The organism is Nitrospina gracilis 3/211, from assembly GCF_000341545.2.
GTDB lineage: Bacteria > Nitrospinota > Nitrospinia > Nitrospinales > Nitrospinaceae > Nitrospina > Nitrospina gracilis.
Genome location: NZ_HG422173.1, coordinates 633,789 through 656,338, shown reverse-complemented (window position 1 = coordinate 656,338; position 22,550 = coordinate 633,789). Strand labels below are relative to the sequence as shown.

The 22,550-nt window shown below is 58.9% G+C and carries 24 protein-coding genes; 8 read left to right on the top strand and 16 right to left on the bottom strand.

The window, feature by feature from the left end:
* Window positions 1-8: 8 nt before the first annotated feature.
* The 3 genes from TX82_RS03010 to TX82_RS03000 all read right to left on the bottom strand — a co-directional run bounded on the left by TX82_RS03010 (window position 9) and on the right by TX82_RS03000 (window position 3,789).
* On the bottom strand, window positions 9-1,820 hold the full coding sequence (locus tag TX82_RS03010) for an efflux RND transporter periplasmic adaptor subunit (protein ID WP_005006696.1): 1,812 nt from the start codon (window positions 1,818-1,820) through the stop codon (window positions 9-11).
* Complete coding sequence (locus TX82_RS03005; protein WP_005006693.1) at window positions 1,817-3,190, bottom strand: TolC family protein; 1,374 nt, start codon at window positions 3,188-3,190, stop codon at window positions 1,817-1,819. Before TX82_RS03005 ends, TX82_RS03010 begins: the two co-directional genes overlap by 4 nt.
* 128 nt (window positions 3,191-3,318) lie before the next feature.
* A complete protein-coding gene (locus TX82_RS03000; RefSeq protein ID WP_005006691.1) occupies window positions 3,319-3,789 on the bottom strand; it encodes a hypothetical protein in 471 nt (156 codons plus the stop codon).
* A 141-nt stretch (window positions 3,790-3,930) separates the two neighbouring features.
* Here TX82_RS03000 and TX82_RS02995 point away from each other — a divergent pair, with 141 nt between their 5' ends.
* Both TX82_RS02995 and TX82_RS02990 read left to right on the top strand, forming a co-directional pair.
* Window positions 3,931-4,671, top strand: coding sequence for an ABC transporter ATP-binding protein (locus tag TX82_RS02995; RefSeq protein ID WP_005006689.1), 741 nt, complete (start codon window positions 3,931-3,933; stop codon window positions 4,669-4,671).
* Complete coding sequence (locus tag TX82_RS02990) at window positions 4,661-5,434, top strand: ABC transporter permease (RefSeq protein WP_005006687.1); 774 nt, start codon at window positions 4,661-4,663, stop codon at window positions 5,432-5,434. Before TX82_RS02995 ends, TX82_RS02990 begins: the two co-directional genes overlap by 11 nt.
* Before the next feature lie 45 nt (window positions 5,435-5,479).
* On the opposite strand, the gene TX82_RS02985 is transcribed toward TX82_RS02990, so the two are convergent.
* The 3 genes from TX82_RS02985 to TX82_RS02975 all read right to left on the bottom strand — a co-directional run bounded on the left by TX82_RS02985 (window position 5,480) and on the right by TX82_RS02975 (window position 8,795).
* Window positions 5,480-6,259: a hypothetical protein gene (locus TX82_RS02985; protein ID WP_005006684.1), complete on the bottom strand. Its 780-nt coding sequence runs from the start codon at window positions 6,257-6,259 to the stop codon at window positions 5,480-5,482.
* Between the two features lie 57 nt (window positions 6,260-6,316).
* Complete coding sequence (gene fumC, locus TX82_RS02980; protein WP_005006683.1) at window positions 6,317-7,705, bottom strand: class II fumarate hydratase; 1,389 nt, start codon at window positions 7,703-7,705, stop codon at window positions 6,317-6,319.
* Between the two features lie 73 nt (window positions 7,706-7,778).
* Complete coding sequence (locus TX82_RS02975) at window positions 7,779-8,795, bottom strand: RNA polymerase factor sigma-32 (RefSeq protein WP_005006680.1); 1,017 nt, start codon at window positions 8,793-8,795, stop codon at window positions 7,779-7,781.
* 270 nt (window positions 8,796-9,065) lie between these two features.
* On the opposite strand from TX82_RS02975, the gene TX82_RS16470 reads away from it, so the two are divergent.
* From TX82_RS16470 to TX82_RS02945, 5 genes are all read left to right on the top strand, one after another.
* Window positions 9,066-9,311 (top strand): YHS domain-containing protein, encoded by a 246-nt coding sequence (locus tag TX82_RS16470; protein ID WP_042250420.1) that lies wholly within the window; start codon window positions 9,066-9,068, stop codon window positions 9,309-9,311.
* A 171-nt stretch (window positions 9,312-9,482) separates the two neighbouring features.
* Entirely contained in the window at window positions 9,483-10,031 is a 549-nt protein-coding gene (locus TX82_RS02960) for a hypothetical protein (RefSeq protein ID WP_144079065.1), read from the top strand.
* 179 nt (window positions 10,032-10,210) lie between these two features.
* Entirely contained in the window at window positions 10,211-10,648 is a 438-nt protein-coding gene (locus tag TX82_RS02955) for a hypothetical protein (RefSeq protein WP_187291899.1), read from the top strand.
* A 30-nt stretch (window positions 10,649-10,678) separates the two neighbouring features.
* On the top strand, window positions 10,679-11,920 hold the full coding sequence (locus TX82_RS02950; protein WP_005006667.1) for a cation:proton antiporter: 1,242 nt from the start codon (window positions 10,679-10,681) through the stop codon (window positions 11,918-11,920).
* 127 nt (window positions 11,921-12,047) lie between these two features.
* Window positions 12,048-12,674, top strand: a complete 627-nt coding sequence (locus TX82_RS02945; protein WP_005006666.1) for a hypothetical protein — start codon at window positions 12,048-12,050, stop codon at window positions 12,672-12,674.
* Between the two features lie 21 nt (window positions 12,675-12,695).
* On the opposite strand, the gene TX82_RS02940 is transcribed toward TX82_RS02945, so the two are convergent.
* The 9 genes from TX82_RS02940 to pheA form a co-directional block, all read right to left on the bottom strand.
* Complete coding sequence (locus TX82_RS02940; protein ID WP_005006665.1) at window positions 12,696-13,121, bottom strand: Lcl C-terminal domain-containing protein; 426 nt, start codon at window positions 13,119-13,121, stop codon at window positions 12,696-12,698.
* 90 nt (window positions 13,122-13,211) lie between these two features.
* Window positions 13,212-14,018, bottom strand: a complete 807-nt coding sequence (locus tag TX82_RS02935) for a nitrilase-related carbon-nitrogen hydrolase (protein WP_005006664.1) — start codon at window positions 14,016-14,018, stop codon at window positions 13,212-13,214.
* Between the two features lie 46 nt (window positions 14,019-14,064).
* Window positions 14,065-15,132, bottom strand: a complete 1,068-nt coding sequence (gene aroC, locus TX82_RS02930) for a chorismate synthase (RefSeq protein WP_005006663.1) — start codon at window positions 15,130-15,132, stop codon at window positions 14,065-14,067.
* Between the two features lie 168 nt (window positions 15,133-15,300).
* Window positions 15,301-15,615, bottom strand: coding sequence for an integration host factor subunit beta (locus TX82_RS02925; RefSeq protein WP_005006662.1), 315 nt, complete (start codon window positions 15,613-15,615; stop codon window positions 15,301-15,303).
* A gap of 230 nt (window positions 15,616-15,845) precedes the next feature.
* Window positions 15,846-16,760 carry a signal peptide peptidase SppA gene (gene sppA / locus TX82_RS02920; protein ID WP_005006660.1) on the bottom strand — a complete coding sequence of 305 codons (915 nt, stop codon included), beginning with the start codon at window positions 16,758-16,760 and terminating at the stop codon, window positions 15,846-15,848.
* A gap of 39 nt (window positions 16,761-16,799) precedes the next feature.
* Window positions 16,800-18,491, bottom strand: coding sequence for a 30S ribosomal protein S1 (locus TX82_RS02915; protein WP_005006659.1), 1,692 nt, complete (start codon window positions 18,489-18,491; stop codon window positions 16,800-16,802).
* A 54-nt stretch (window positions 18,492-18,545) separates the two neighbouring features.
* Window positions 18,546-19,241, bottom strand: coding sequence for a (d)CMP kinase (cmk, locus tag TX82_RS02910; RefSeq protein ID WP_005006658.1), 696 nt, complete (start codon window positions 19,239-19,241; stop codon window positions 18,546-18,548).
* Window positions 19,238-20,113, bottom strand: coding sequence for a prephenate dehydrogenase (locus tag TX82_RS02905; protein ID WP_042250416.1), 876 nt, complete (start codon window positions 20,111-20,113; stop codon window positions 19,238-19,240). Before TX82_RS02905 ends, cmk begins: the two co-directional genes overlap by 4 nt.
* Before the next feature lie 5 nt (window positions 20,114-20,118).
* Window positions 20,119-21,192 (bottom strand): prephenate dehydratase, encoded by a 1,074-nt coding sequence (pheA, locus tag TX82_RS02900; protein WP_005006656.1) that lies wholly within the window; start codon window positions 21,190-21,192, stop codon window positions 20,119-20,121.
* A gap of 123 nt (window positions 21,193-21,315) precedes the next feature.
* Here pheA and TX82_RS02895 point away from each other — a divergent pair, with 123 nt between their 5' ends.
* Complete coding sequence (locus tag TX82_RS02895) at window positions 21,316-21,624, top strand: MTH1187 family thiamine-binding protein (RefSeq protein ID WP_005006655.1); 309 nt, start codon at window positions 21,316-21,318, stop codon at window positions 21,622-21,624.
* 69 nt (window positions 21,625-21,693) lie between these two features.
* On the opposite strand, the gene TX82_RS02890 is transcribed toward TX82_RS02895, so the two are convergent.
* A complete protein-coding gene (locus TX82_RS02890; protein WP_005006654.1) occupies window positions 21,694-22,542 on the bottom strand; it encodes a GNAT family N-acetyltransferase in 849 nt (282 codons plus the stop codon).
* Between the last annotated feature and the right edge of the window lie 8 nt (window positions 22,543-22,550).

The window sequence follows — 22,550 nt, the reverse complement described above, 5'->3', positions numbered from 1 at the left end:
TCTCCCGGTCAATGCGAATGGGTGGCGGCGGACTTCTGCAGCTCCGCCTTGATGATGAAACTGTTTTCCTTCACATAGGTGTCGCCGGGACGCAGGCCGTCTATGATCTCCACCCACGTGCCGTCGGAATGGCCCAGCGTCACCGGTCGCGGCTCATACTGGTCACCCACCTTGATGAACACCACCGTCCAGTCACGGAACGTCTGCACCGCATCGCGCGGCACCGCCACGGGTACGGATTGGGTGTCGCGGATGAGGTCCACTTTCACGTACATGCCCGGCCGCCACTTGAGGTCTTTGTTGGAGATGACGATGCGCCCCGTCACCGTGCGTGTTTTTTCATCCAGCACCGCGCCGAGGAAAAACAGCTTCCCCATCGCCTTCATGTTTGCGTTTTCAGCGCGTACCTGGATGTTCTGTCCGAGTTCGACGAGACCCATATCGCGCGAAGGAATGGCGATGTTGACCCAGACCTCGGAAAGATCGGCGACAACGAACACGGAAAAATCTTTTTTAATGGCTTCCCCGACGGCGATGTGTTTTTCGATGACGCGTCCATCGATTTCCGAGCGCAGTTCGTAATGCGTGAACGGCGGCGGGTTTTTCGACGTCAACTGCCGGATGTCCCGGTCCGTCATGCCCAGCGTCTTCAGTTTCTGCCCCTGCGTTTTGATGTTGAGCTCCGCCACTTCCAGCGCCTGCTTTTTCTGCATTAGGGACAACTTGCCCTGGTAATGGACTTTTTCCCGCAAGGCCTCGTATTGGGCCTTGGCGGACTGGAATTCCTCGAGCGCCAACAGGTACTCGGCGCGGGAGGAAATTTTCTTTGAGTAAAGGGTTTTCTCCCTTTCGTACACCGCCTCCGTTCGCACCACTTTTGCGTAGGCGGGCACGATTTCCGCGCGGGAGTTGCCGAGGAACAGGTTGTCGATTTTGGAATACAACTCATCAAGACTGAGGTTCCGGGTCAGCAGGTCCAGCATGACCAGCGTGTTGTCGTAAATCTGTTTCTGTCGCTGGTGGTCCAGCCGCACCGGTTCCGCGTTTTTGACCGCGGCGAGGTATTCGTTTTTCGCGTCAGCCAGTTCACGGCTTTGCAGAACGGCCAGCAGGTCGCCCACCTTCACCTGGTCGCCCATGTCCTTGTGGACGGCGACGACCAGAGACTCGACCCGGGGCACGATGTGCGCCACGCGTTTTTCATCGAGGCCGATTTCGCCGTCGAGCGTGACCACATCGCCGATGGCGCGCGGTCCGGCCGTGGCGGACTCGATGCCCGCGTTTTCCGCCTGCGTTCTGGAGATGGTGGCGCGAAACTCAATGTGCTCATGGGTCCACTGGAATTTGTTTTTCTTCCATTCGGCGCGGATGTTCATGATGAACGAATGCGGTTCCACCACTTCTTTATCGCCCAGCAGGTAATTTCCGGCGGGTTTGAATCGGACCGTGTCCACGCGTTCCATGCGCTCGAGGTCGATCTGTAACTTGATGTCCGAAAGCGGAATGGCGGTGCCGTCGGCTTTCATCGGATAAACCCGAAACTCTGGCGGCACGCCTTTTTCGTACAGCACGACTTCCAATTTCAGGTCGTTTTCCGTGAACAGCATGCCTTTGTGCGGGCCGCGCGGCATTTCCGGTCCGTGACCGCCATGTCCCCCGCTGCCATGATCGTTCCCGGAATCGTGCGTGTGTGTTGCGTCACCGTGTTCGTGGGGCGTGAGGTGCAGGAACGGGATCGATTCCGGTTTCAGAATGGTCCATGCCAGAAGAGCGCCAACACAGAGTATGGTGACCACCGTTAATGATTGTTTGCGTTTCATGGTTGCGGTTCCTCCGCAGTTGGCACGGCGCCGCCAAGTTTCTGGTTGAGGGGTGCGCCGATGAGCCGTTCCACATCCGCCACCGCCGAATGGTATTCGGCCAGCGCGTTCAGGTATTGCTTTCGCGCCTCAAACCAGGTTCGCTGGCTGTCGATCACTTCCAGGTAACCGAACTTTCCAAAACGGTACCCTTCCTGCACCGCGTCGAAGGCCATCCGCGCTCCGGGCAGGACCTGGGTTTTGAGCGAGGTCACCTGGGTGTGGGCATTGACCAGGCGCGCGTAGTGGTTGGACAGCACGGTCTGCAGTCGAACCTCCACCGCCCGCTGTTGCGCTTCGGCCTTGGACTTGCGATAGCGCGCTTCGGCGATGGCACCCTGGTTGCGGTCGAACAGCTGGATCGGCAGCTGGATCTGGAACATCACCGTGTTGTCGCGACTCTCCTGCACCCTGCGCGCGCCGACACCCAGTTGCAGGTTGGGAATGGCGCGCGATTCCTCCAGGTCGATCACCGCATCACGCTGGATCATCTCCGTGGCCCAGCGGGCGAGGTCCGGGTTCCGGTTCAACCGTTCTGCCAGTTCATCGAGTTCGGGAAGGATTTGAATGCCGTACAGGTTGCCCTGCAGGTGATCGAAGGCGGCGAGGGGCCGACCCCACAGCGCGGCGAGACGGCGCCGTGCGGCCTGCAGTTCGTTTTTCGCCTGCAGTCTCTGCATGCGCGTGGTGGACAGGGTGACCGCGGCCTTGACCTCATCGATGGGCGGTACCTTGCCCGCTTTCACGCGTTCGTCCACGGCGGTGTGCAGTCGTTCGGACAACGCTTCCAGTTCGCGCACCAGTTTCAGCGCTTCCTGCCGGGCGAGTACGTCGGCGTAGGCCTTGGCCGTGTCGGTCAGCACGTTCATGCGCACGGTTTCGTAATCCCATTCTGCCAGTTCCGTGTTCAGGTTGGCGGCGGTTTCCCGTTTCATGCGTTTGCCGCCGAGTTCGATCCATTGTGTGAACAGGACCTGATTTTCAGAATCCGATGCGCCGCTGAACCGGCCGGACCCCAGGACGTCCTGCACCACCGCCTGCACCTGCGGATTGGGGATCAACCCTTCCTGCAGGGCGCGCGCTTCGCGGGCACGGATTTCCAGTTGAAATACCTGCAGGTCTGGATTGTGCAGAAGAATGTGTGCCGCCACCTGGCGGAGCGTGAGCACGCCGGTGAGGTCCTGCGCATCGCGGTCAACATCCTTTTCGAGCAGGAGGCGTCCCTCCCCGTTTCCACGGGGGTTGGGTTTTGTTGTCTGGGCGAGTGCCGGAGGCGCTAACAGAATCACTGCAAATGCAAACGCGGCAATCCGCCATGGATATGCATTCATGGTTTCTTTACCTGTTTTTCCGGACCGCTCTCCATGTTCATGGCAGGCAGAAACAGAAGAGCGTCCCCGTCACGCCGGTTTATTGAAGGCGAAACGGAAGTTGTTTTATCTGTAAGTGAAAAGTCGGATCAGGAAAAAAGGGCGGGCGGCGCGCGGCCGGAAAGCGCAATGGGCAGTTGCCGGACCTCGGTGAGAGGCACATCGTGCTGAACGGGTTGCCATGCAACCCGGTCATCGTGTTGCGGTAAATCGTGAAGTACCGTGGAAGGTGCGACGACCTTCAATTTGACGGGTACCAGGCTGTGCTTGTTGAGCTCGACCTGAACGGTTTCGGAATCACTGCCCGGAGCGGACTCGGAATGGTGGTGCGATTCCTCAACTTCATGATGGTGCCAACCGGAGTGAATGGCGGCGGCAATGCCTTCGACCTCATGCGAATGCAGGTGCCCGGCGTGATCGTGCGGTTGCAGCTCGTCCGCATGTGCGTGTACGTAATCCGGATGGTAATGGAAGGTGAACCCGACGCAGAAATAGAACGTCCACAGCAGAATGAGCAGATGGACCACCAGCGATCTGGGTTTCCGGTTACGCGTTGGCATGAAACGTCCCAAAATCGGTGTGACGGATTGAAAAATCGGATACCATGATTATAGCCACAACAGGCCGGGTTCTACAAATTTTTTGTAATTTCAAGCCTTTCTGCCGGCGTGTCGGAATACGGGAAAGCGTTTCGAGGTCTTATGCTGCAAGTGCGGGAATTGAGCGTGACGCGCGGCAGGCCGATTTTGAACGGCGTGTCGTTCGACGTCGAAAAAGGCGAGATGCTGGTGGTGCTGGGTCCGTCCGGTTCCGGCAAGTCCATGCTGTTGCGCTCCCTCAACCGGCTCGAACCCTTTGACGCGGGCACCGTGCGCCTGAACGGGCAAGACACTGCCAGAATGAACGTGCTCGAACTCAGGCGGCGCATGGGGATGGTGTTCCAGGCTCCGGCGCTGTTGCCGTTTCGCGTGCGCGACAACATCGCGCTCGGACCCGGCCTGCGCGGCGAGGTGATGGAAGACGCGAAGTGCGAGCACCTGCTCAACCAGGTGGGCCTGTCCAAAACGTACCTCACGCGGCAGGCGGAGACGTTGTCGGGCGGCGAACAGCAACGCGTGGCCTTGGCGCAGATGCTGGCCAACGGACCGGAGCTCCTGCTGATGGACGAACCGACCTCGGCGCTCGATCCCACGGCGGCACTCACTATCGAAAACCTGATCAAGCACATCAACCGCGACCTGGGTATCGCCGCCGTGTGGGTGACGCACGACGTGCCGCAGGCACTGCGCTTCGACGCGATGACGATGGTTCTGATCGAGGGTCGTATAGTCGCCCACGGCAACATCCAGGAACTGATGAACGACAGAAAGGACGAACGCCTGCGACAATTTTTTGAAGGTACGCTGCATTCCGGACCGGAAGGAGGGGCCCATGCGGGTTGAAGCCCTGCTGCTGTGTTACGGCCTGGTCATCGTTTCTTTGCTTGTCTCATACTACAACCGGCTGGGCCTGGAAAAGGACGTGTTCTACGCCTCGGCCCGGGCGACGGTGCAGCTGGTGATCATGGGATTCCTGCTGGAGGCGATCTTCACGCTCGAGCAGATCTGGGCGTTGCTGCTGATCCTCCTGTTCATGTGCGGGGTGGCGGCATCTATTTCCGGCAAGCGCGGCCAGACCGTCCCGAACTCCTACCTGCTGGCATTCACCGGCATCCTCATCGGCTCCGGCGTGACCTTCGGCATTCTAACCTTCGCCGGGGTGATCGAGCATGAGGCGAAGTACATCATCCCGCTGGGCGGCATGATCATCGGCAATTCCATGAACACCGCGTCACTGGCGCTGAACCGGTTGACGGCGGAACTGGGCCACCAGAGGCGGCGCATCGAGACCCTGCTTGCCCTCGGCGCGAACGGATCGCAGGCGGCGCGCTGGGCGGTGCGTGATACCCTGCGTGCGGCGATGATCCCCACCCTCGACTCGATGAAGGTGATCGGCCTCGTTCACCTGCCGGGCATCATGACGGGATTCATCATCGCCGGCGGTTCTCCCCTGGAAGCGGTGAAGTACCAGCTCGCCATCGTGTTCATGATCGCGGGTACCTCGAGTTTGACCGGCATGCTGGTCACCCTGCTTGCGGTGCGGTATTGTTTTTCCAGAGACATGCGACTGCTCGACCGTTTCCGCCCGCAGGCGGAGATGGGGTGAGGGACGGTACAGGTTCCTTGTGTCCGGTGTGTTGGGAGGAAAAAATTATTTCCGGAACGGTTTGGGCAGGGCTTTCGTTTTGGGAGCCGCCGGGGTCTTTTCAATCTTTTTGGGTTCCTTGCCGTTTTCCTTTTCCCCTTCTTTCTCCGGTCCCGCCTCTTCCTGCAGGGGAATCACTTCGTTTTGTTCGGTGGTGCGGAAGGGAAACAGCTTGATTTCGAGAAACCCGTCGCAACTGCCCACCATGTAGATGAGGCAGATGTGGTCCTTGATCCAGGCGAATGTGGACTGGCACATCGGTTCGCCGCAGGCGTCGTCGGTCGGCGCGTAGCTGTCGCCGCATCCTCCCAGCCGTCCTGAAAAATCTTTCAGTTCCGCGATCTTGGCGATGTCCACCTTGTCGAACTTGAGGAACTTCGGTTCCGACATGTGGACGATGGGTTTTCCGGCGAGGCCCTTCATCAATTCCAGCAGGATGAGGTACACGTTGTCCACCGAGGCCAGCGTGAGCATGGGTTTGGGACGCTGGTTGTAGAGGCAGAAGTAGGCGTGATGAAGCAGATCGTCCAGCGTTTCCGGCGGCTGGTAGCTCCACAGGTCTTCGGAGAAGCCGTCGCTGTAAACGAAGCAGTAGTCGTTGTCTTCGAGGTCCATCTCCGAGTGAGTGAAGTAGTCTTCCTCACCCAGGCGAAGGACCTTGTCGTTGATCAGTTTCAGGAACGCTTCGGTCTTCAGGTGCACGATGCGCCCGGTGCCGGTTTCCTTTTCCAGGAATTCCTTGAAGCCCTGCTTCAGGGCCTGGTTGACGAGAGTCTGTGCTTTCACGGATACCTCATAAGAGTTCGCTTTTAACAGAGTCCCCGGTTCTCATTATATCACCGATCACTTCGGTCCGATCATGTTCCCCGGCTGAACCTTCTCATCGAACTCCTCGGCAGTGAGCAGGTTCAGCGCCACGGCGGCCTCTTTTAATGAGGTGTTTTCCTCGTACGCTTTCTTCGCCACCTTGGCCGCGTTGTCGTAGCCGATGTGCGGGTTGAGCGCCGTTACCAGCATCAGCGAATCGTTGAGGAAGTGCTGGATGCGGTCGTGGTTCGGCCGGATGCCCACCACGCAGTGTTCGGTGAACGAGCGGCACGAATCGGCGATCAGGCGGATCGACTGCAGAAGGTTGTAGATCATCATCGGCTTGAACACGTTCAGTTCGAAATGACCGCTGGCCCCGCCGACGTTCACCGCCGTGTCGTTGCCGATCACCTGCGCCGCCACCATGGTCATGGCCTCCGACTGCGTCGGGTTCACCTTGCCCGGCATGATGGACGAGCCCGGCTCGTTGGCGGGAAGGATGAGCTCGCCCAGCCCGCAACGCGGCCCGGAGCCCAGCAGGCGGATGTCGTTGGCGATCTTCATCAAAGAGCAGGCGATGGTCTTCATCACGCCGCTGGCCTCGACCACCGCGTCGTGCGCCGCCAGCGACTCGAATTTGTTGGGCGCGGTGACGAACGGCAGGCCGGTGATGTCCGCAATGGCCTTCGCTACCTTAACGGGAAAATCCTTGTGAGTGTTTAGCCCTGTTCCCACCGCGGTGCCGCCAAGGGCGATTTCGTACAGCCGGGGCAGGCACCCCTCGATGCGCTTTACGGCGTTGTCCATCTGCTGGACGTAGCCGGAAAACTCCTGCCCGAGGGTCAGCGGCGTGGCGTCCATCAGGTGCGTGCGGCCGATCTTGATGATGTCGTTGAACTCGTCCGCCTTGGCCTTCAGCGCGTCGCGCAGGTTCTTGACGGCGGGGAGCAGGCGTTCGTGAATCTGCTCGACGGCGGCGATGTGCATGGCGGTGGGGAAGGTATCGTTGGAAGACTGGCCCTTGTTGACGTCGTCGTTGGGATGGACCGGGTCCTTGCTTCCCAGTTTGCCGCCCGCCATCTCGATGGCGCGGTTGGCGATGACTTCATTGGAGTTCATGTTGGACTGCGTGCCGCTGCCTGTCTGCCACACGCGCAGGGGAAAATGGTCGTCCAGCTTGCCCTCGATCACTTCGTTCGCCGCCTTCACGATGAGGTCGCGCTTGTCCGCCGCCAGCACGCCGACGTCCGCATTCACCTGGGCCGCGGCTTTCTTGAGGATGCCCATGCCACGAATGATCTCGCGCGGCATGGTTTCCCAGCCGATATCGAAGTGAATGAGCGACCGCGCCGTCTGCGCGCCGTAGTAGCGGTCCGCCGGCACGTCGATCGCGCCCATGCTGTCGGTTTCTTTGCGGATTTCCATTGTGGTGACCTCCCCTGCGGTGATGATGGAATGTTTGAGTGATGGGATTAATTAACGTATTTTGGCGGACCGGTCAATTATTGAAATAATTCTCGACTTCGGGGAGTTGCTCGGCAAGGTACAACTTGAGCTTTTTCAACAGGCGTTGTTCCGCCTGCCGCACGGCTTCACGGGTGATGCCGTAGTTTTCTCCGATTTCCTTGAGCGATACCGGGTCCTCAGACAGGATGCGGGTGGCGATCAGTTCGCGCTCGATGGGCTTTAGCCCGTCGAACATCTGTTCGATCTTTTCCCTCACGAGTCGGTGGAACTGCTCGACCTCCAGTTCCTCGTCCGGGGTCTTGCCGTCTGTGAGCGTTTTCAACGGTGTCATGGTGCTGTCCGGTTGTGACGGCGTTTCCATGGACACATCCGCCGCGCCCAGGCTGGCTTCGACATCGATCACGTCCTGCTCGTCCACGCCGAAATGCTCGGCCAGCAGCTTGGGCGAAGGGTCGACGCCTTCGGCGATCAGTTTTTCCTTGGTCTTTCTGAGGTTGTACAGCAGTTTCCGCCGCGCATTGGTGGTGCCCACTTTCACCAGCCGCCAGTTGTCGAGGATGAACTTCAGGATGTAGGCCTTGATCCACCAGCTGGCGTAGGCGGGCAGGCGCACGCCGCGAAAGGGATCGAAATTCTGCACCGCTTTCATGAGGCCGACGTTGCCCTCCTGCACGAGGTCCATGGTGTGCTGCCACTCGCGGCGGAAGGTGAGGGCGATCTTCACCACCAGCATCAGGTTGTGCGTGATCAGCTTGTACGCCGCCTTCACGTCCCCGGTTTCCTGGTACTTGAGGGCGAGTTCGTGTTCCTCTTCCGGGCTGAGTTCGCCGTACTGGCGGATTTCCTGAATGTAGGCGGCCAGGGGATCGAGCGGCGCGAGCGCACTGGTGCCGCCCACCATCGGCAGATGGCGTTCCTCCCCGTCCTCTGCCTGCCCGGCGTCCTCGTCTTCGGCGTCGAGCACATCCGGCTCCAGCGGCATGGAATCGGAATCGTCCAGGCCCTCGTCCTGTTCGCTGTCGTCTTCGTGTTTCCAGTCTTTGTTCATTTTTTATCCATCAGCCCCACTGTGTGGGGAGAAAGCCTGCTATTGCCCCAATGAACCAACGCTGATCCGTGGGCGCGTTCCAAATAGAAGCCGTTCCCTTCAGGCGTGGCCTGACCTTCGGAGAAGGGGGAGCCGGTCTGTTGCCTCGCCGGCCATCGTTTCGCCCGCATGGTTTTGAAGCCCCTTATCCAGCATTGCCTGCCTCCATTTGCTGTGGACCTTGTCCACTGGGCCTTGCCCACAGTGGGGGAATCCACGTACAATGAGTTCATGGCACGATTTGCGTTGATTGCGCTGGGCATCCTGATTTTGTTTTTCCTGTTCCGCTGGGCGTTCGCTTCGCCCTCGAAGAAGGCGGACAACCCGGACGCGACGGATATGGTGAAAGATCCCAACTGCCGCATGTATGTCCCCAAACCCGAAGCCATCCGCAAAACCATCCAGGGCAACGAACTCTTCTTTTGCAGTGAGAAGTGCGCCGAGGAATACCGGAACAAACAGGCATCGGCGCGGTGAGGTGCCCGTTTTCACGATTTCCCACCGTGAGGTCCTCACCGAGGCCCGGATACTTTGTTAAATAGTTGATTCCAAAGGCGACCCAAGTTTAGCGTGTTTTCATTGTATCATACCCGCATCGGGGAAAAGAAAGCCCCCTTGCGGGGAAAACGTTTTTTGAAAGGAAACGATGTGTTGGATTTAAGGAAGTGGATCGGCCTTGCTGCCCTGTTGCTCGCCTGCCTGGTTTCGCCGGCAGGAGCGGAGGAAGAAGCCAGGTCCTGCGAACCGGTGGAAACGAAAAAGATCAAGGTGGAAGGGTACATCAACCGCGAACACACGCGGGAGAAGCGGCAGATCGTCAAGGAGTTTGTGGAGATCGGCCATACGCAGTCGCGCATCCGTCCGTTCCCGCTGGGCAAGACCTCCAAGGTGGTGGCGGTGGGACGCTGTGTGCCCGCTTACATCGCGCGCCATGTGCTGAACACCAGTTTCAAATACACGGAAGGCATTGAGAGCCTCGTCAACCAGGCGTTTCTGCATTCGCACTGGATCGGCATCGGCGTCACCATTTTCGATGAGCCGTCCCAGCAGACCGTGACGAAAGAACAGGTGGAACAACTTCTCGATCCGCAATTGAGCGACGAAGAGTTCCACGCCCTGTATCGCAAGTTTTCCATTCAGGACGACACCGTGCCTTTCCTCGGTCAGAAAAAACCCAACGTCAAAAAAGTCGACTAGGGGGGCATGGCCCGGGTCAGGGGCCCGGGCCAAGGAAAGCATTTCGCGGGAGGTGCGGGATGAGAAAGGCCGGAATTTTTAAGCAGGTGGGTATTCCTTTTCTGTTATTACTTTGTTTGGCCGCTTCACCCGCAATGGCGGCGGAAGAAGTGCCGTGCCCGCCCGTCGAGGAGCAGCCGGTGAAAATCGAGGCCTGGCTGGCGAAACGGCTGGAGCCTCAGTTTCCCGCCATCCGCAAGGAAATGGGGCTGATGGGGTTCACCCGTGTAGCGTTGTGGCCGTATCCGGCGGCAGAGAACCCGTCGAAAGTCGTCGCTATCGGACGCTGTGTCCCGGCCTACATCGCGCGGCATGCCCTGCAGCAGGCCCTGTATCATTTCGGTGGCGTGCAGGCTCTGGTGCACCAGAAATTCGTCCACGACCACTGGATCGGGCTCGGTACTTCATTATTCGCGGAAAGCTCGTTTCAGCCCATCACCCTCAAGCAGCTGCAACGACTGCTCGATCCCGCTCTCGGCACGTTCGAATTCCAAAGTTTGTATCGCCAATACACCGTGCAGGATGTTAAAGTACCGGCTTTCGGACTGAACCTGCCGAACCCGAAGCTGATGAAATGATTCCGCTTTAAACCTTCCCTCCGGTAACCTGTGGCCACCTTCGACCTCATCGCCATCCTGCTGTTTTTGACCGCGACGTTTGCGTACCTCAACCACCGGTTTCTGAAGATGCCCGCGAGCATCGGCCTCATGGCCATCGCGCTGATGTTCTCGCTGTTGCTGATTGCGGTGGGCGAACTGGCGCACATTCCGGCGCTGGAAAAAACCGCGCGTGTCATTCTGGAAGGCGTCGATTTCGAACGCCTCCTTCTCCACGGCATGTTGGGGGCGCTGTTGTTCGCCGGGGCGTTGCACATCGATCTCGGCGATCTTGCCAAGCAGAAATGGGTCATCACCCTGCTTGCTACCGTGGGCGTGGTGCTCTCCACTTTCCTTGTCGGCGGGTTCATCTACGGCGTGGGGCGGGTGCTGGGTCTCGACCTGCCATTTATTTATTGTCTGGTGTTCGGCGCGTTGATCTCGCCGACTGATCCCATCGCCGTGCTGTCGATCCTGAAATCCGCCAATGCGCCCAAGGAACTGGAGACGAAGATCGCCGGGGAATCGCTATTCAACGATGGAGTGGCGGTGGTGGTGTTTCTGGTGATCGCGGGCATTGCCACTGGCGCGCACGAGCCGACGTTTGGATCGATCGCCCTGCTGTTTATAGAAGAAGCGGTGGGGGGCGCGTTGTTCGGTCTGGTCACAGGTTATATCGCCTACCGGCTGATCCGCACGGTGGACAATTACCAGGTGGAAGTGCTGATCACCGTCGCGCTGGTCATCGCCGGTTACGCGGCGGCGGAGGCCATCCACGTCTCGGCGCCCATTGCGGCGGTGGCGTCGGGCCTCCTCATCGGCAACCACGGTCGGACTTTCGGCATGTCCGAGACGACCATCGTCCACGTGGACACATTCTGGGAGTTGATCGATGAAATCCTGAATGCCGTGCTGTTCGTCCTGCTGGGCCTGGAGGTCCTGATCCTGGTGTTCGACGGCTCCAGCCTGCTGGCGGGCCTGCTGGCCATTCCGCTGGTTCTGCTGGCGCGGATCACCGGCGTGTCCATCCCGGTTTACATGCTCAAATTCCGCCGCGAGTTCCCGCCGAAGACCATCCGCATCCTCACCTGGGGCGGATTGCGCGGCGGCATCTCGGTCGCCCTCGCCCTGTCTTTACCGCCCTCGCCGCAACGCGACACCATCCTCATGATGACCTACGTGGTCGTTGTGTTCTCGGTGCTGGTGCAGGGACTGACCATCGGCAAACTGGTGCGTTCCAGCCTGAAGCCGTAAGTCATTCAAAATCAATCGCTGAAAATTTAATTTCTAAAGCGATCCAAATTCAAGTTTACCGGTCCGGGTTTGGTCGTTACCATGAATATAGCAGTCAGTTTTTCCACGCTCTACCCCGCAAGGAACCATGGATTACGATACCGTCATGGCATACAGTGCACGCCTGTTTCACCAGTATGCCAGCAGCAGGGCATTAACCCACCAGTATGCCTTTGCCCGGGCTCTGCAGGAGAATTCCGAGTTCTATGAAGACGTGCGCCGGGAATTTCTGGACACGTTGGGACGCATCTGCGCCGGCAAGGATCATTACGCACAGAAGTGTGCTTTGAGGGAGGTTTTGATGGGGCATGCCCGCAACCGGGTGATGTGGGAGGAGTTCTTCCAGAAACGGTGGCTGGACACCGAGAGGCAGTTGATTTACGTGTATTTCAAGGACGCGTGGGGCAACGTGCCGTTTGGTGAGTTTCAGCAGAAAACCGCGTATTTCCAACTGTATTCCGCCGCCCTGCAAACCCTGTTTCAGGCCGTCCTCGACCGCTATTACGACCAGGTCATCAAGAACAGTTACGCACCGCTTCTATTGAAAAGTTACCGGTCCTACTACCGCAAGCTGTTCGAGTCCATCCTCTGTCACAGCCGCGGCGAACCCTACCCGAACATGGACGACGTCCACCGGCTGAAAAACTTCATTTCCGGCATCGAAAAACCCGCACTTTCCGGCGACGAACGCGCCTACGACCTGACCGAAAAGTAAATCCGGATTAGTAAGGGTGTATTACCCGCGGCGAACCAGGCGGACGGCATGGGAGATGGTCTTGTCGTTCTTCTCGTACCAGTAGGGACAGCCGTTGATGTAGAACAGGATCTGCGCTTCCTTGCCCCGCTCCTCGGTGGTCCAGGTGGTGTTGCCCGCACCCGGCGGAAAGATGGAGTCCATGCGGATGTCGCCACCCTTGAAATCCTTGTTCAGCTTTTCCTCGTCATACAACGATGCCGCTTCCTGAAAGCTGGGCAGGCGCCAGTCGTTGTGTCCGCCGAAGTTTTCCGCGTTGACCTGTTTGGCGTATTCCTGCGCCTCGTCCCACGTCACCTCTTTTTCGAGATCGAGGTAAGAGTCGGTGGCCTTCCAGGTGAGGCTGGTCTGCGAGTCGTAGATGGTGCCGTTGTCGCTTTTGATGAAACGGGATTTGGGTTTTTCCATGGGTCTCCCTGTGCAAAATAAAAACCGGGCCGATGAAAAGGTCCGGAGTGGGTTCGGTGCGTGTCAGAATTCCACTCTATATAGCAGAATTCACGGGATTCTGTAAAGGTCCTCGCGTCGGTCGGCGATCAGGTCGTTGTGCGGGTTGATGCTTTTGTTGCGCGCGTCGGCGAGGTTGATTTCCACCACGTGGTCCTCTTCGTTTTCCTCGGAAGCGCGGACCAGGACCTGCCCGTCCGGGTCCACCACCTGGCTTTGGCCGATGAACCGGAGCGTCTCGCCCTCGATGCGGGATTCGGACCCGACGCGGTCGGCGGTGACGGCGAACACGCGGTTTTCCAGACAGCGCGTGATCATCGACTGCGGGCAGGTCAGGAGCACCAGGTTGGAAGGGTGGGCGATGACGTCCGCCCCCTTGAGCGTCAGCGTCCGCGCCGTTTCCGGGAACCGCCAGTCAAAACAGATCATGATGCCGACGCGTGCCTTGCCGATGTCGAACACCGGCAGAGGCAAGTTGCCGGCAGCGAAGATGTTTTTTTCCGTGTCGAAGATATGCGCCTTGCGGTACTTGCCAACGTAGCCTTCCGGACCCGTCAGCACGGCGGAGTTGTACACCGTGTCGCCTTCCACCTCCGCCAGCCCCGCCACGATGTGCATGTTGAGGTCGGCGGAAAGCTTCATCAACGCGCGGGTGGTGGGTCCGTCGGGAATCGGTTCCGCCAGATCCCGCGCTTCTTTCTGGTTGCGGAACTGGTAGCCGGTGGTGAACAGTTCCGGCAGGACGACGAGGTCGGCATCCATGCCGCGCAGGCGTTGTTCCACCTGTTTGAGGTTGTTTTCGATGTCGCCGAACACCGGCTGGGTTTGCAGGAACCCGACTTTCAGGGGATGTTTCATGAGTTCAGTGTATCACTTGCAGGGATGCGGGCAAACTTGCAGGGTTTTATAACTGCGCCTGTTTCTGGCGCAGCAGGTGGTCGATGAGCACCAGCGCGACCATCGCCTCGGCCATCGGCACGGCGCGCGGCGCGACGCAGGGGTCGTGGCGTCCCTCGACGCGGATCTTCGACTTCCTGCCTTTCTGCGTCACCGTATCCTGCTCGCGGTTGATGGAGGATGTCGGTTTGACCACCATGCGGAGCACAATGTCGTTGCCGTTGGAAATGCCGCCCAGCACGCCGCCGGCATTGTTGGTCTTGGTCGTGATCTTTCCGTTTTTGGCGATGAACACGTCGTTGCATTCCGAGCCGCGCAGGCGGGCCGCTTCGAAACCGATGCCCACCTCGACGCCCTTGACGGCGGGGAGGGACATGAGGGCTTTGGCCAGGTCCGCATCGAGCCGATCGAATACCGGCTCGCCCAGTCCGGCAGGGACGCCTTTGGCGACGACCTCGATGACGCCGCCCAGGGAATCGCCGTCCTTCCGCGCCTGCAGGATGGCCTGGACCATCTGCTCGGCCATCTTTTTGTCGGGGCAGCGCACGATGTTGTTTTCGATTTCCTTCTGGCTGAAGGACTGCATGACCAGGTCGCCGATCTGGCGGGTGTAGGCGAACACCTTGATTTTGCGGCGGGCCAGCAGTTTTTTGGCAATGGCTCCGGCGGCGACGCGCCCTACCGTCTCGCGGGCGCTGGAGCGGCCGCCTCCCCGGTAGTCGCGGAAGCCGTATTTTTTATCGTAAGTGAAATCCGCGTGGCCGGGCCGGTACAGGTGTTTGATGAGTTCGTATTTGGAGGAGTCGGCGTCGGCGTTTTCCACCATCATGGCCAGCGGGGTGCCAGTGGTCTTGCCCTGAAACACGCCGGATAGGATGCGGATCCGGTCCGGTTCCTTGCGCGTGGTGGTGACTTTGCTCTGCCCGGTGCGGCGGCGGTCGAGCTCCTTTTGAATCTCTTCGGCGGTGATGGGCAGTCCGGCCGGACAGCCGTCAATGACGACACCGATGGACTCGCCGTGGGACTCGCCCCAGGTCGAAATACGAAACAGTTGTCCAAAGGTATTGCCGGGCATGGGGCGTGCGTTTCCGTTTTAATGCAAGTGAGTACAGGCGGGCTGGCGCAGGGATGCGAACGGCCCGGGGAAAGCCTGGGTCCAAAACACAAAAAGCAGGGCAAACCCTGCTTGCTCCATCTGCCAAATACTTGAGGTCGGGGGAGAGATAACTGTCAAATCAAGGGTTTAGGTGTCGTGGCCCGAAGAGTTGTCGTTGCCCAGGGCCTGGTCGTCCACCAGTTCCCGCAACTCCTTGCCCGCCTTGAAAAAAGGAACCCGTTTGGCCGGGACGTCCACCCGGTCTCCGGATTTCGGATTTCTGCCGATGCGGGCATTGCGGCTTCTTACACGAAAACTGCCGAAGCCTCTCAGTTCCACTTTTTTACCTTCCGCCAAAGATTCGGTGATGCTTTGAAAAACCGTGTTTACGACAACCTCAGTTTGCTTTTTGGTCAAATTGATTTGTGCCGAAACTTTTTCAACCAACTCCGCCTTGGTCATTCAAATCTCCCCATGAAAGATTGATTTTTGCCGAAAGTATAACACTAAGGTCAACGAAGTCAAGAGTTTTGCAGGCTTTACGGGATTTGATTCGAAAAAACGAAACTCCCCTGAATGGAGTGAAACGGGTGGAATTAAAAACAAAAATATCGGATATACTAAATAGATGAGGGGAGGGATACCGCGTCAGGGGCCTTGGCGCCACGGATTTAACTTATTGATTAATAAGGTCAGGGAAGCCAAAGGTAGAGCAGGCGGGGCAGTTGCGTGGGCCACAGGGAGGTTTCAAGGCTTTCGCTCACGTTGGCTCCCAGCAGTAGCTCCAGAAGGCTTTTTTCGGGCCGTTCCACCACAATCCGGGGGCGTCCCTGGATGCCGACAGCCTTTGCCAGCTGCTGGATGGTTTCCTCCAGCCCACCCATTTCGTCTACCAGTTTGTAGTCCTGGGCCTGCCTGCCGGTGAAGACCCGTCCGTCCGCAAATTTGCGGGCGTTTTTTTTATCGAGCCCGCGGCCCTTCGCCACGGCGGTGATGAACTGGTCGTGCACGTCGTCGGAAACCTTCTGCATGTAGCGCCGTTCGGACTTGGTCATGGGGCGCGTGGGCGACCCGATGTCCTTGTACTTGCCGCTTTTGATGACTTCCGGTTTGATGCCGATCTTGCCGATCAGTTCGGTGGCGTTGGTGAAGGCCATGATGACGCCGATGCTCCCGGTCAGGGTCCCGGGGTTGGCGTAGATGCGGTCGGTGGCGCAGGCGATGTAGTAGCCGCCGGACGCCGCCATCGACCCCATGGAGGTGTAGATGGGTTTTTTGTCGGCGCGGATGCGCAGGACCTCTTCGTAGATTTCCTGCGACGGCGCCACGCCGCCGCCGGGGGAGTCCACGCGCAGGACGATGGCCTTGATTTCGTCGTCGCGTCGGTAATTGGACAACTGGCGCACGATGTCGCCCGAGTCCATGATGACACCGGTGACCTCGACCAGCGCGATCTGCTCGCGCCCGTTGAACTCGCCGCCGCCCAGGAAACGGCCGAGCAGGGACGACCCGGCAAACAATGCCAGCAGGATGAACAGGAACCACCAGAATCCTTTACTGAAACTCCTGCGTTCCTTCTTGCCGGATTCTTTCGCCGGATTGTCCATGCGCCGTTTCCTTTATGAATGAAAAAGAAACCCTCCTTTTCAGGAGGATTCCCCTTCGTCTTTCGACTCGTCATCGAGTTGCACGTCTTCGATCTCCGAGGGATCAAGGTTTTCCTCGTACGCCTTGATGCTGAGGCCGATCTTCTTGTTGGCCGTGTCCACCTTGATGACCTTGGCCTTGATCTCGTCACCCACCTTCACCACCTTCTCGGGGTGCGTGACTTTTTTCGAACTCAACTGCGACACGTGGATCAAGCCTTCCAGCCCGTCGTCGAACTCGGCGAACGCCCCGAAGCCCGTGACCTTCACGATGGTGCCCGCGATTTCCTTGCCCAGCGGATACTGTTCGGGAATGTCGTCCCACGGGTCGGCTTCCAGCTGCTTCATGCCGAGGGAGATGCGGCAGTTGTCCTTGTCGATGTTCAGCACCACCGCCTGCACCTTGTCTTTTTTCTTGAGCAGTTCGGACGGATGCTTGATCTTCTTGTTCCACGACATGTCGGAGATGTGGATCAACCCGTCGACGCCGTCCTCGAGTTCCACGAACGCGCCGAACTCGGTGAGATTGCGCACGATGCCTTCGGCGGTGGAGCCGATCGGGTACTTCTCCTCGATGCTCTCCCAGGGGTTGGGCTCGGTCTGCTTCATGCCGAGGGAGATGCGTTTCTTTTCCTTGTCCAGCGTCAGCACCACCGCTTCCACGCCGTCGCCGATGCTCACCATCTTGCTCGGGTGTTTGACGTGACGGCTCCACGACATTTCGGAAACGTGCACCAGGCCTTCGATGCCTTTTTCCAGCTCGACGAACGCGCCGTAGTCGGTGATGGACACCACCTTGCCGTTGATGCGGGTGTTGACCGGGTACTTCTGGTCCACGTCCACCCACGGGTCCGGGGTGATCTGCTTGAGGCCCAGAGAAACGCGCTCTTTTTCTTTATCGTACTTGAGCACCATGACGGTGACCTTGTCGCCGATGGAGAACATTTCCGAAGGATGGTTGACGCGGCCCCAGGACATGTCGGTGATGTGAAGCAGGCCGTCGATGCCGCCCAGGTCGATGAACACACCGTAGTCGGTGATGTTCTTGACGATACCGTCCACCTGGTTGCCTTCCTCCATTTTCTGGAGCGTGTCGGCGCGCGCGTGTTTGCGCTCCTCTTCGAGCAGAACGCGGCGGGAGAGCACGATGTTGCCGCGCTTCTTGTTCATCTTGATGATCTTCATCTTGAACTTTTCGCCGATCAGTTTTTCCAGGTTGCGCACCGGTCGCAGGTCGATCTGCGAACCCGGCAGGAAGGCTTTCAGGCCGATGTCCACCGTCAGGCCGCCCTTCGCCTTGGCCACCACGGTGCCTTCGATGATTTCTTCCGCTTCGAACGCCTTGACCAGTTTCTCCCAGATTTTGATCTTGTTTGCCTTTTCCTTGGACAGGACGACGATGCCGTCCTGGTCCTCCACCCGCTCCAGGTACACTTCGACTTCGTCGCCGACGTTGAGCGGTTTTTCGCTTTCCGGGAATTCGTTGAGGTTGATGACGCCTTCGGATTTGAAGCCGACATCGACGGTCACCATGCCGTTGCCGACGTTGAGCACGCGGCCGTTGATGATTTCGCCTTCGCGGAATCCGGTCATGCTTTTTTCCAGGTAGGCTTCCATCTCCGCCCGGATCTGCTTGTCTTCTTCAGTCATTTCTTCGACGGTTTCGTCGAGATCAAAATCTGTGTTACTCACAATGTTGGTCCTCCAGGATGCACCAGGTACTGCTGTTAAAGGTTAGTAATGCGGTTACGATTTGCTTTTCAATTCTTCGGGTGCGGATTCAATGGCCCGCACCATCTGTTCCACCACCTCGTCTATGGAACGGGAAGTGGTGTCGATCAACATCGCGTCCTCGGCCCTGCGAAGCGGCGAAGCGGCGCGTGTTTTGTCCTCGTGGTCGCGTTGCCGCACCTGCTCGACGATCTGGTCGAAGTCGAGGTCCGGGTCCGTACCCTTCATCTCGTCGTAACGCCGCCGGGCGCGTTCCACCGGGTCGGCGTCGAGATAAAACTTTTTCTGCGCGTCGGGAAAAACGACGGTACCGATGTCGCGTCCGTCCATCACCACGTCGTGGTTGCGTCCCATCTCCCGTTGTTTGGAGACGAGGATCTCGCGCACCTCGGGGTTGGCCGCCACCACTGCCGCCATGCGCCCGACGGTCTCGTTTTTCAGTTCACGGGTGAGTTCCCGGCCCTCGACGAACACACGCTGACTGCCGTCGTCCGCCGGTTTGAATTCAATGTTGAGGTTGCGCGCCACCTCGGCCACTTCGTCCGCGCCTTCCTCCCCGTCGGTGGGATCGATCCCCACCTGGTTTGCTTTCCACGCCACGGCGCGGTACATGGAACCGGTCTCGATGTACCGGAATTTGAGCCGCCGCGCCACCATGCGCGCGACCGTGCTCTTGCCGCTTCCCGCGGGTCCGTCGATGGCTACGATCATGAATTCTGTCCTACCAGTTTGCCGCGGTGTCCGTTGGCGTTTTTAAAAGATTCTTTCAGGCTCGCGCCGTCGTCCTGTTCGATCTGTTTGCGGATGTCTTCCAGTGACTTGGAGAACCGGTCGATCATGTCCAGCACGTGCGTTTTGTTGGCGAGGCAGATGTCGCGCCACATGACGGGATCGCTGGACGCGATGCGGGTGATGTCGCGCAGGCCGCCCGCCGACAGGCTCAGGATATCCTCCTGGTCAGAGGTTTTAAGCTGGCCGATGGCGTTGATGAGGGCGAAGGCCACCACGTGCGGCAGGTGGCTGACCGCGCCGTAAATGAAATCGTGTTCCTCTGCGGTGAGAATCTGCACCCGCATGCCCACCGCTTCCCAGAATTGCTGAATACGTTCGAGCGTGGCTTTATCGGTGTTGTCCGTGGGCGTCAGGATGCAACGCGCACCTTCGTACAGGTCGGCGGTCGAGGCGTCCAGGCCCGATTTCTCCGCCCCGGCGATGGGGTGCGCCGGAACGTAGTGCACGCCTTCAGGAAGAAGCGGCTCGATGTCTTGCACCAGCGGCGCTTTGACGGAACCGACGTCGGTGACGATGCAACCCGCGTCCAGGTGCGGCGCCATTTCGCGAAAGCGTTCGACGATGCTGGCCACCGGCGAGCACAATACCACCAGGTCGGCCCCGGCGACGGCGTCTTTGAGATCGGTGGTGCCGTGGTCGATGACGCCCTGTTCCTCGGCCCGTTTCAGGTTGTCGGCGTTCCTGCCGAACCCGGCAATGCGGCCTGTGATCTGGCGCTCCTTGCACACCTTGGCGAGAGAGGCTCCCAGCAGGCCCACGCCGATGATGGTCATTTTTGAAAATCGTTGCATAACGTTCAGCCGTTCCACGGGTACGAACCGAGCACGCGGAAATACATGCACCGCTTGCTGACGGTCCTGATGACTTTGTCGATACCGGGGTCGTCGATGTGGCCTTCGAAATCGACGAAGAACAGGTACTCCCACGACCGGTTGCGCAACGGCCGCGATTGAATCTTGGTCAGGTTGATTTCGTTGCGCCCGAACACCTGCAATATTTTGAGCAGGGACCCGGCCTCGTCCTGAATGGAAAACATGACCGAGGTCTTGTTGCGCTTGGCTTTCTTCGCGGGTTCCTTGCCGATCACCAGAAAGCGCGTCGTGTTCTGCGCGCGGTCTTCGATTTTTTCCGCGATGATTTTGAGATCGTAAAATTCGGCGGCCAGTTTGCCCGCAATGGCGGCGGCGTGTTTGTGTTTGCTCGCCATCTCCGCGGCGACGGCGGTGCTGGAAGTCGGAATCTGTTCGATGCCGCCCGCGTGGCGGTTCAGCCAGCTCCGGCACTGCGCGAATGGTTGCGGGTGCGAATACATTTCCTTGATGTCGTCGAGGTTGCCGGTCTTCGACAGCAGGTACAGGTTGATGCCGAGCAGGACTTCGTCCGAGATGTGCAGGTTGGAATCGACGAAACAGTCGAGTGTCAGGTTGACCACCCCTTCGGTCGAGTTTTCTATGGGCACGATGCCGTAATCGACGTGACCCCGTTCGACCATGGAGAAAATGGACTCGATGGATGACGCCGGTTCGAACACGGACGAATGGCCGAACGCCTTGATCGCCGCCTGGTGGGAGAACGTGGTCTCCGGGCCGAGGTACGCGATGCGCAGGGGTTTTTCCAGTGCCAGCGTGGCCGAAAAAATTTCGCGGAAGATGGATTCGATGGAATGCGCAGGCAGGGGCCCCGTGTTGAGGCGCTTCATGCGCTCGAAGATTTCGCGTTCCCGGTGCGGGACGTGGAAATGATTCGACTCGTTTCTTTTGCTTTTCTCTTTGCCGATTTTGATGGCCAGATCGGCGCGCCGATTGAAAAGCTCCAACAGCTTTTCGTCGATCTTGTCGATCCGGTCACGGATCTCGTCAATTTTGCCCAAACGTGTGTTACCGCCTTTTCTTGGAATTTCCCTGAGGGAGGCCTTGATGATTCCATACTTCCCGCCTAAAATGCAAGCACTATTTAGCGGGTTAATTCATTGTAATCAGGGAGAGAAACCATCATGATCCTTTTGGAATTCAGCATGTCGCCGATGGACAAGGGGGAGAGCCTGAGCCCCTACGTCAGCCGTTCTCTGGATATTGTTTCAAAAAGCGGGGTCCCCTACCGCCTGACCCCCATGGGCACCTGCCTGGAAGGCGAATGGGACGAGGTGATGAGCGTCATCCAGCAGTGCTACGAGAAGATGAGCTCCGACTGCAACCGCATCACCTGCTCGATCAAGATCGACTACCGCAAGGGCAAATCGGGACGGCTCGACTCGAAGATCGCCTCGGTCGAAAAACAACTCGGCCGCGAAGTGAACAAATAGGGCGGTTGGACTGCCTTTTCTTGCTAACGGAAGGCCGATTCCCCCGCCTCAAAGGAGGTGGCTCTCTCCCTACCCCCACGCCTGGGAGGCGAGGGCGAACAGGTGGTCGCGTTTGCCGGGCAGCGACGGGGCGTCCTTCACCATCACCGGCTGGGTGTCGAGTTCCTTGAAGCCCGCATCCAGCAGGGTCTGCACCAGGTCCTCGCGGCGGCTGGAAACATCGATGCGTACCGGTCCGCCGTTGTGCTCCGCCATCAGCGCGGAGAGCAGGTCGATCGCCGAAAAGCGGTTGAAGGCGATGATCGGGCCAATGAGCAACTGCTTGTCCTGCTTCACCCCCATCGCATAGCCCAGCAGGGTTCCTTGCGGATTGGTGATGCGGAGCGTCTTTTCCGTCTGCCGGTAGCGGATGCGGAGCAGTTTCGACCGGTCCGCGCCCACCACCTGCTGGTCCACCGAAAGCACGGGCATGAGGTCCTGTTCCTTCAGCGGCTGGATGCTCTGCTGCAGTGAGAAAGTGGAGACGGGCGGTTTGGTTTGGGGCGGGGCTTCCAGTTTGTGGATGCGTTCCACTTCGCGGAAGCCGAGCTTCTCGTAATATGCCTTCAGGCGGCTTCCCGCCACCAGCATGGCCGGTTTGTTTTTGGGTTCGCGCTTGTCGAGGAGGTGTTCGATGATTTTTTGGCCAACGCCTTGTTTCTGGCGGGAGGGTGTGACCAGCAACATGCCCAGAGCGCACAAGGCGGGGCCGTAATCGAACAGCGCGCCGCAGGCGGTGGGGACGCCCGATTTACCGCGCTCGCCGCAAACGTATCCGGATTCCAGGATGGCTTCCCAGTCGGCTTGCGTGTGTTCCCAGCCCGCTTCTTCAGACAGCTTTTGGAGTGCGGGCAGGTCTTCTTTGGAAAACGCCTCCATACAGGTCT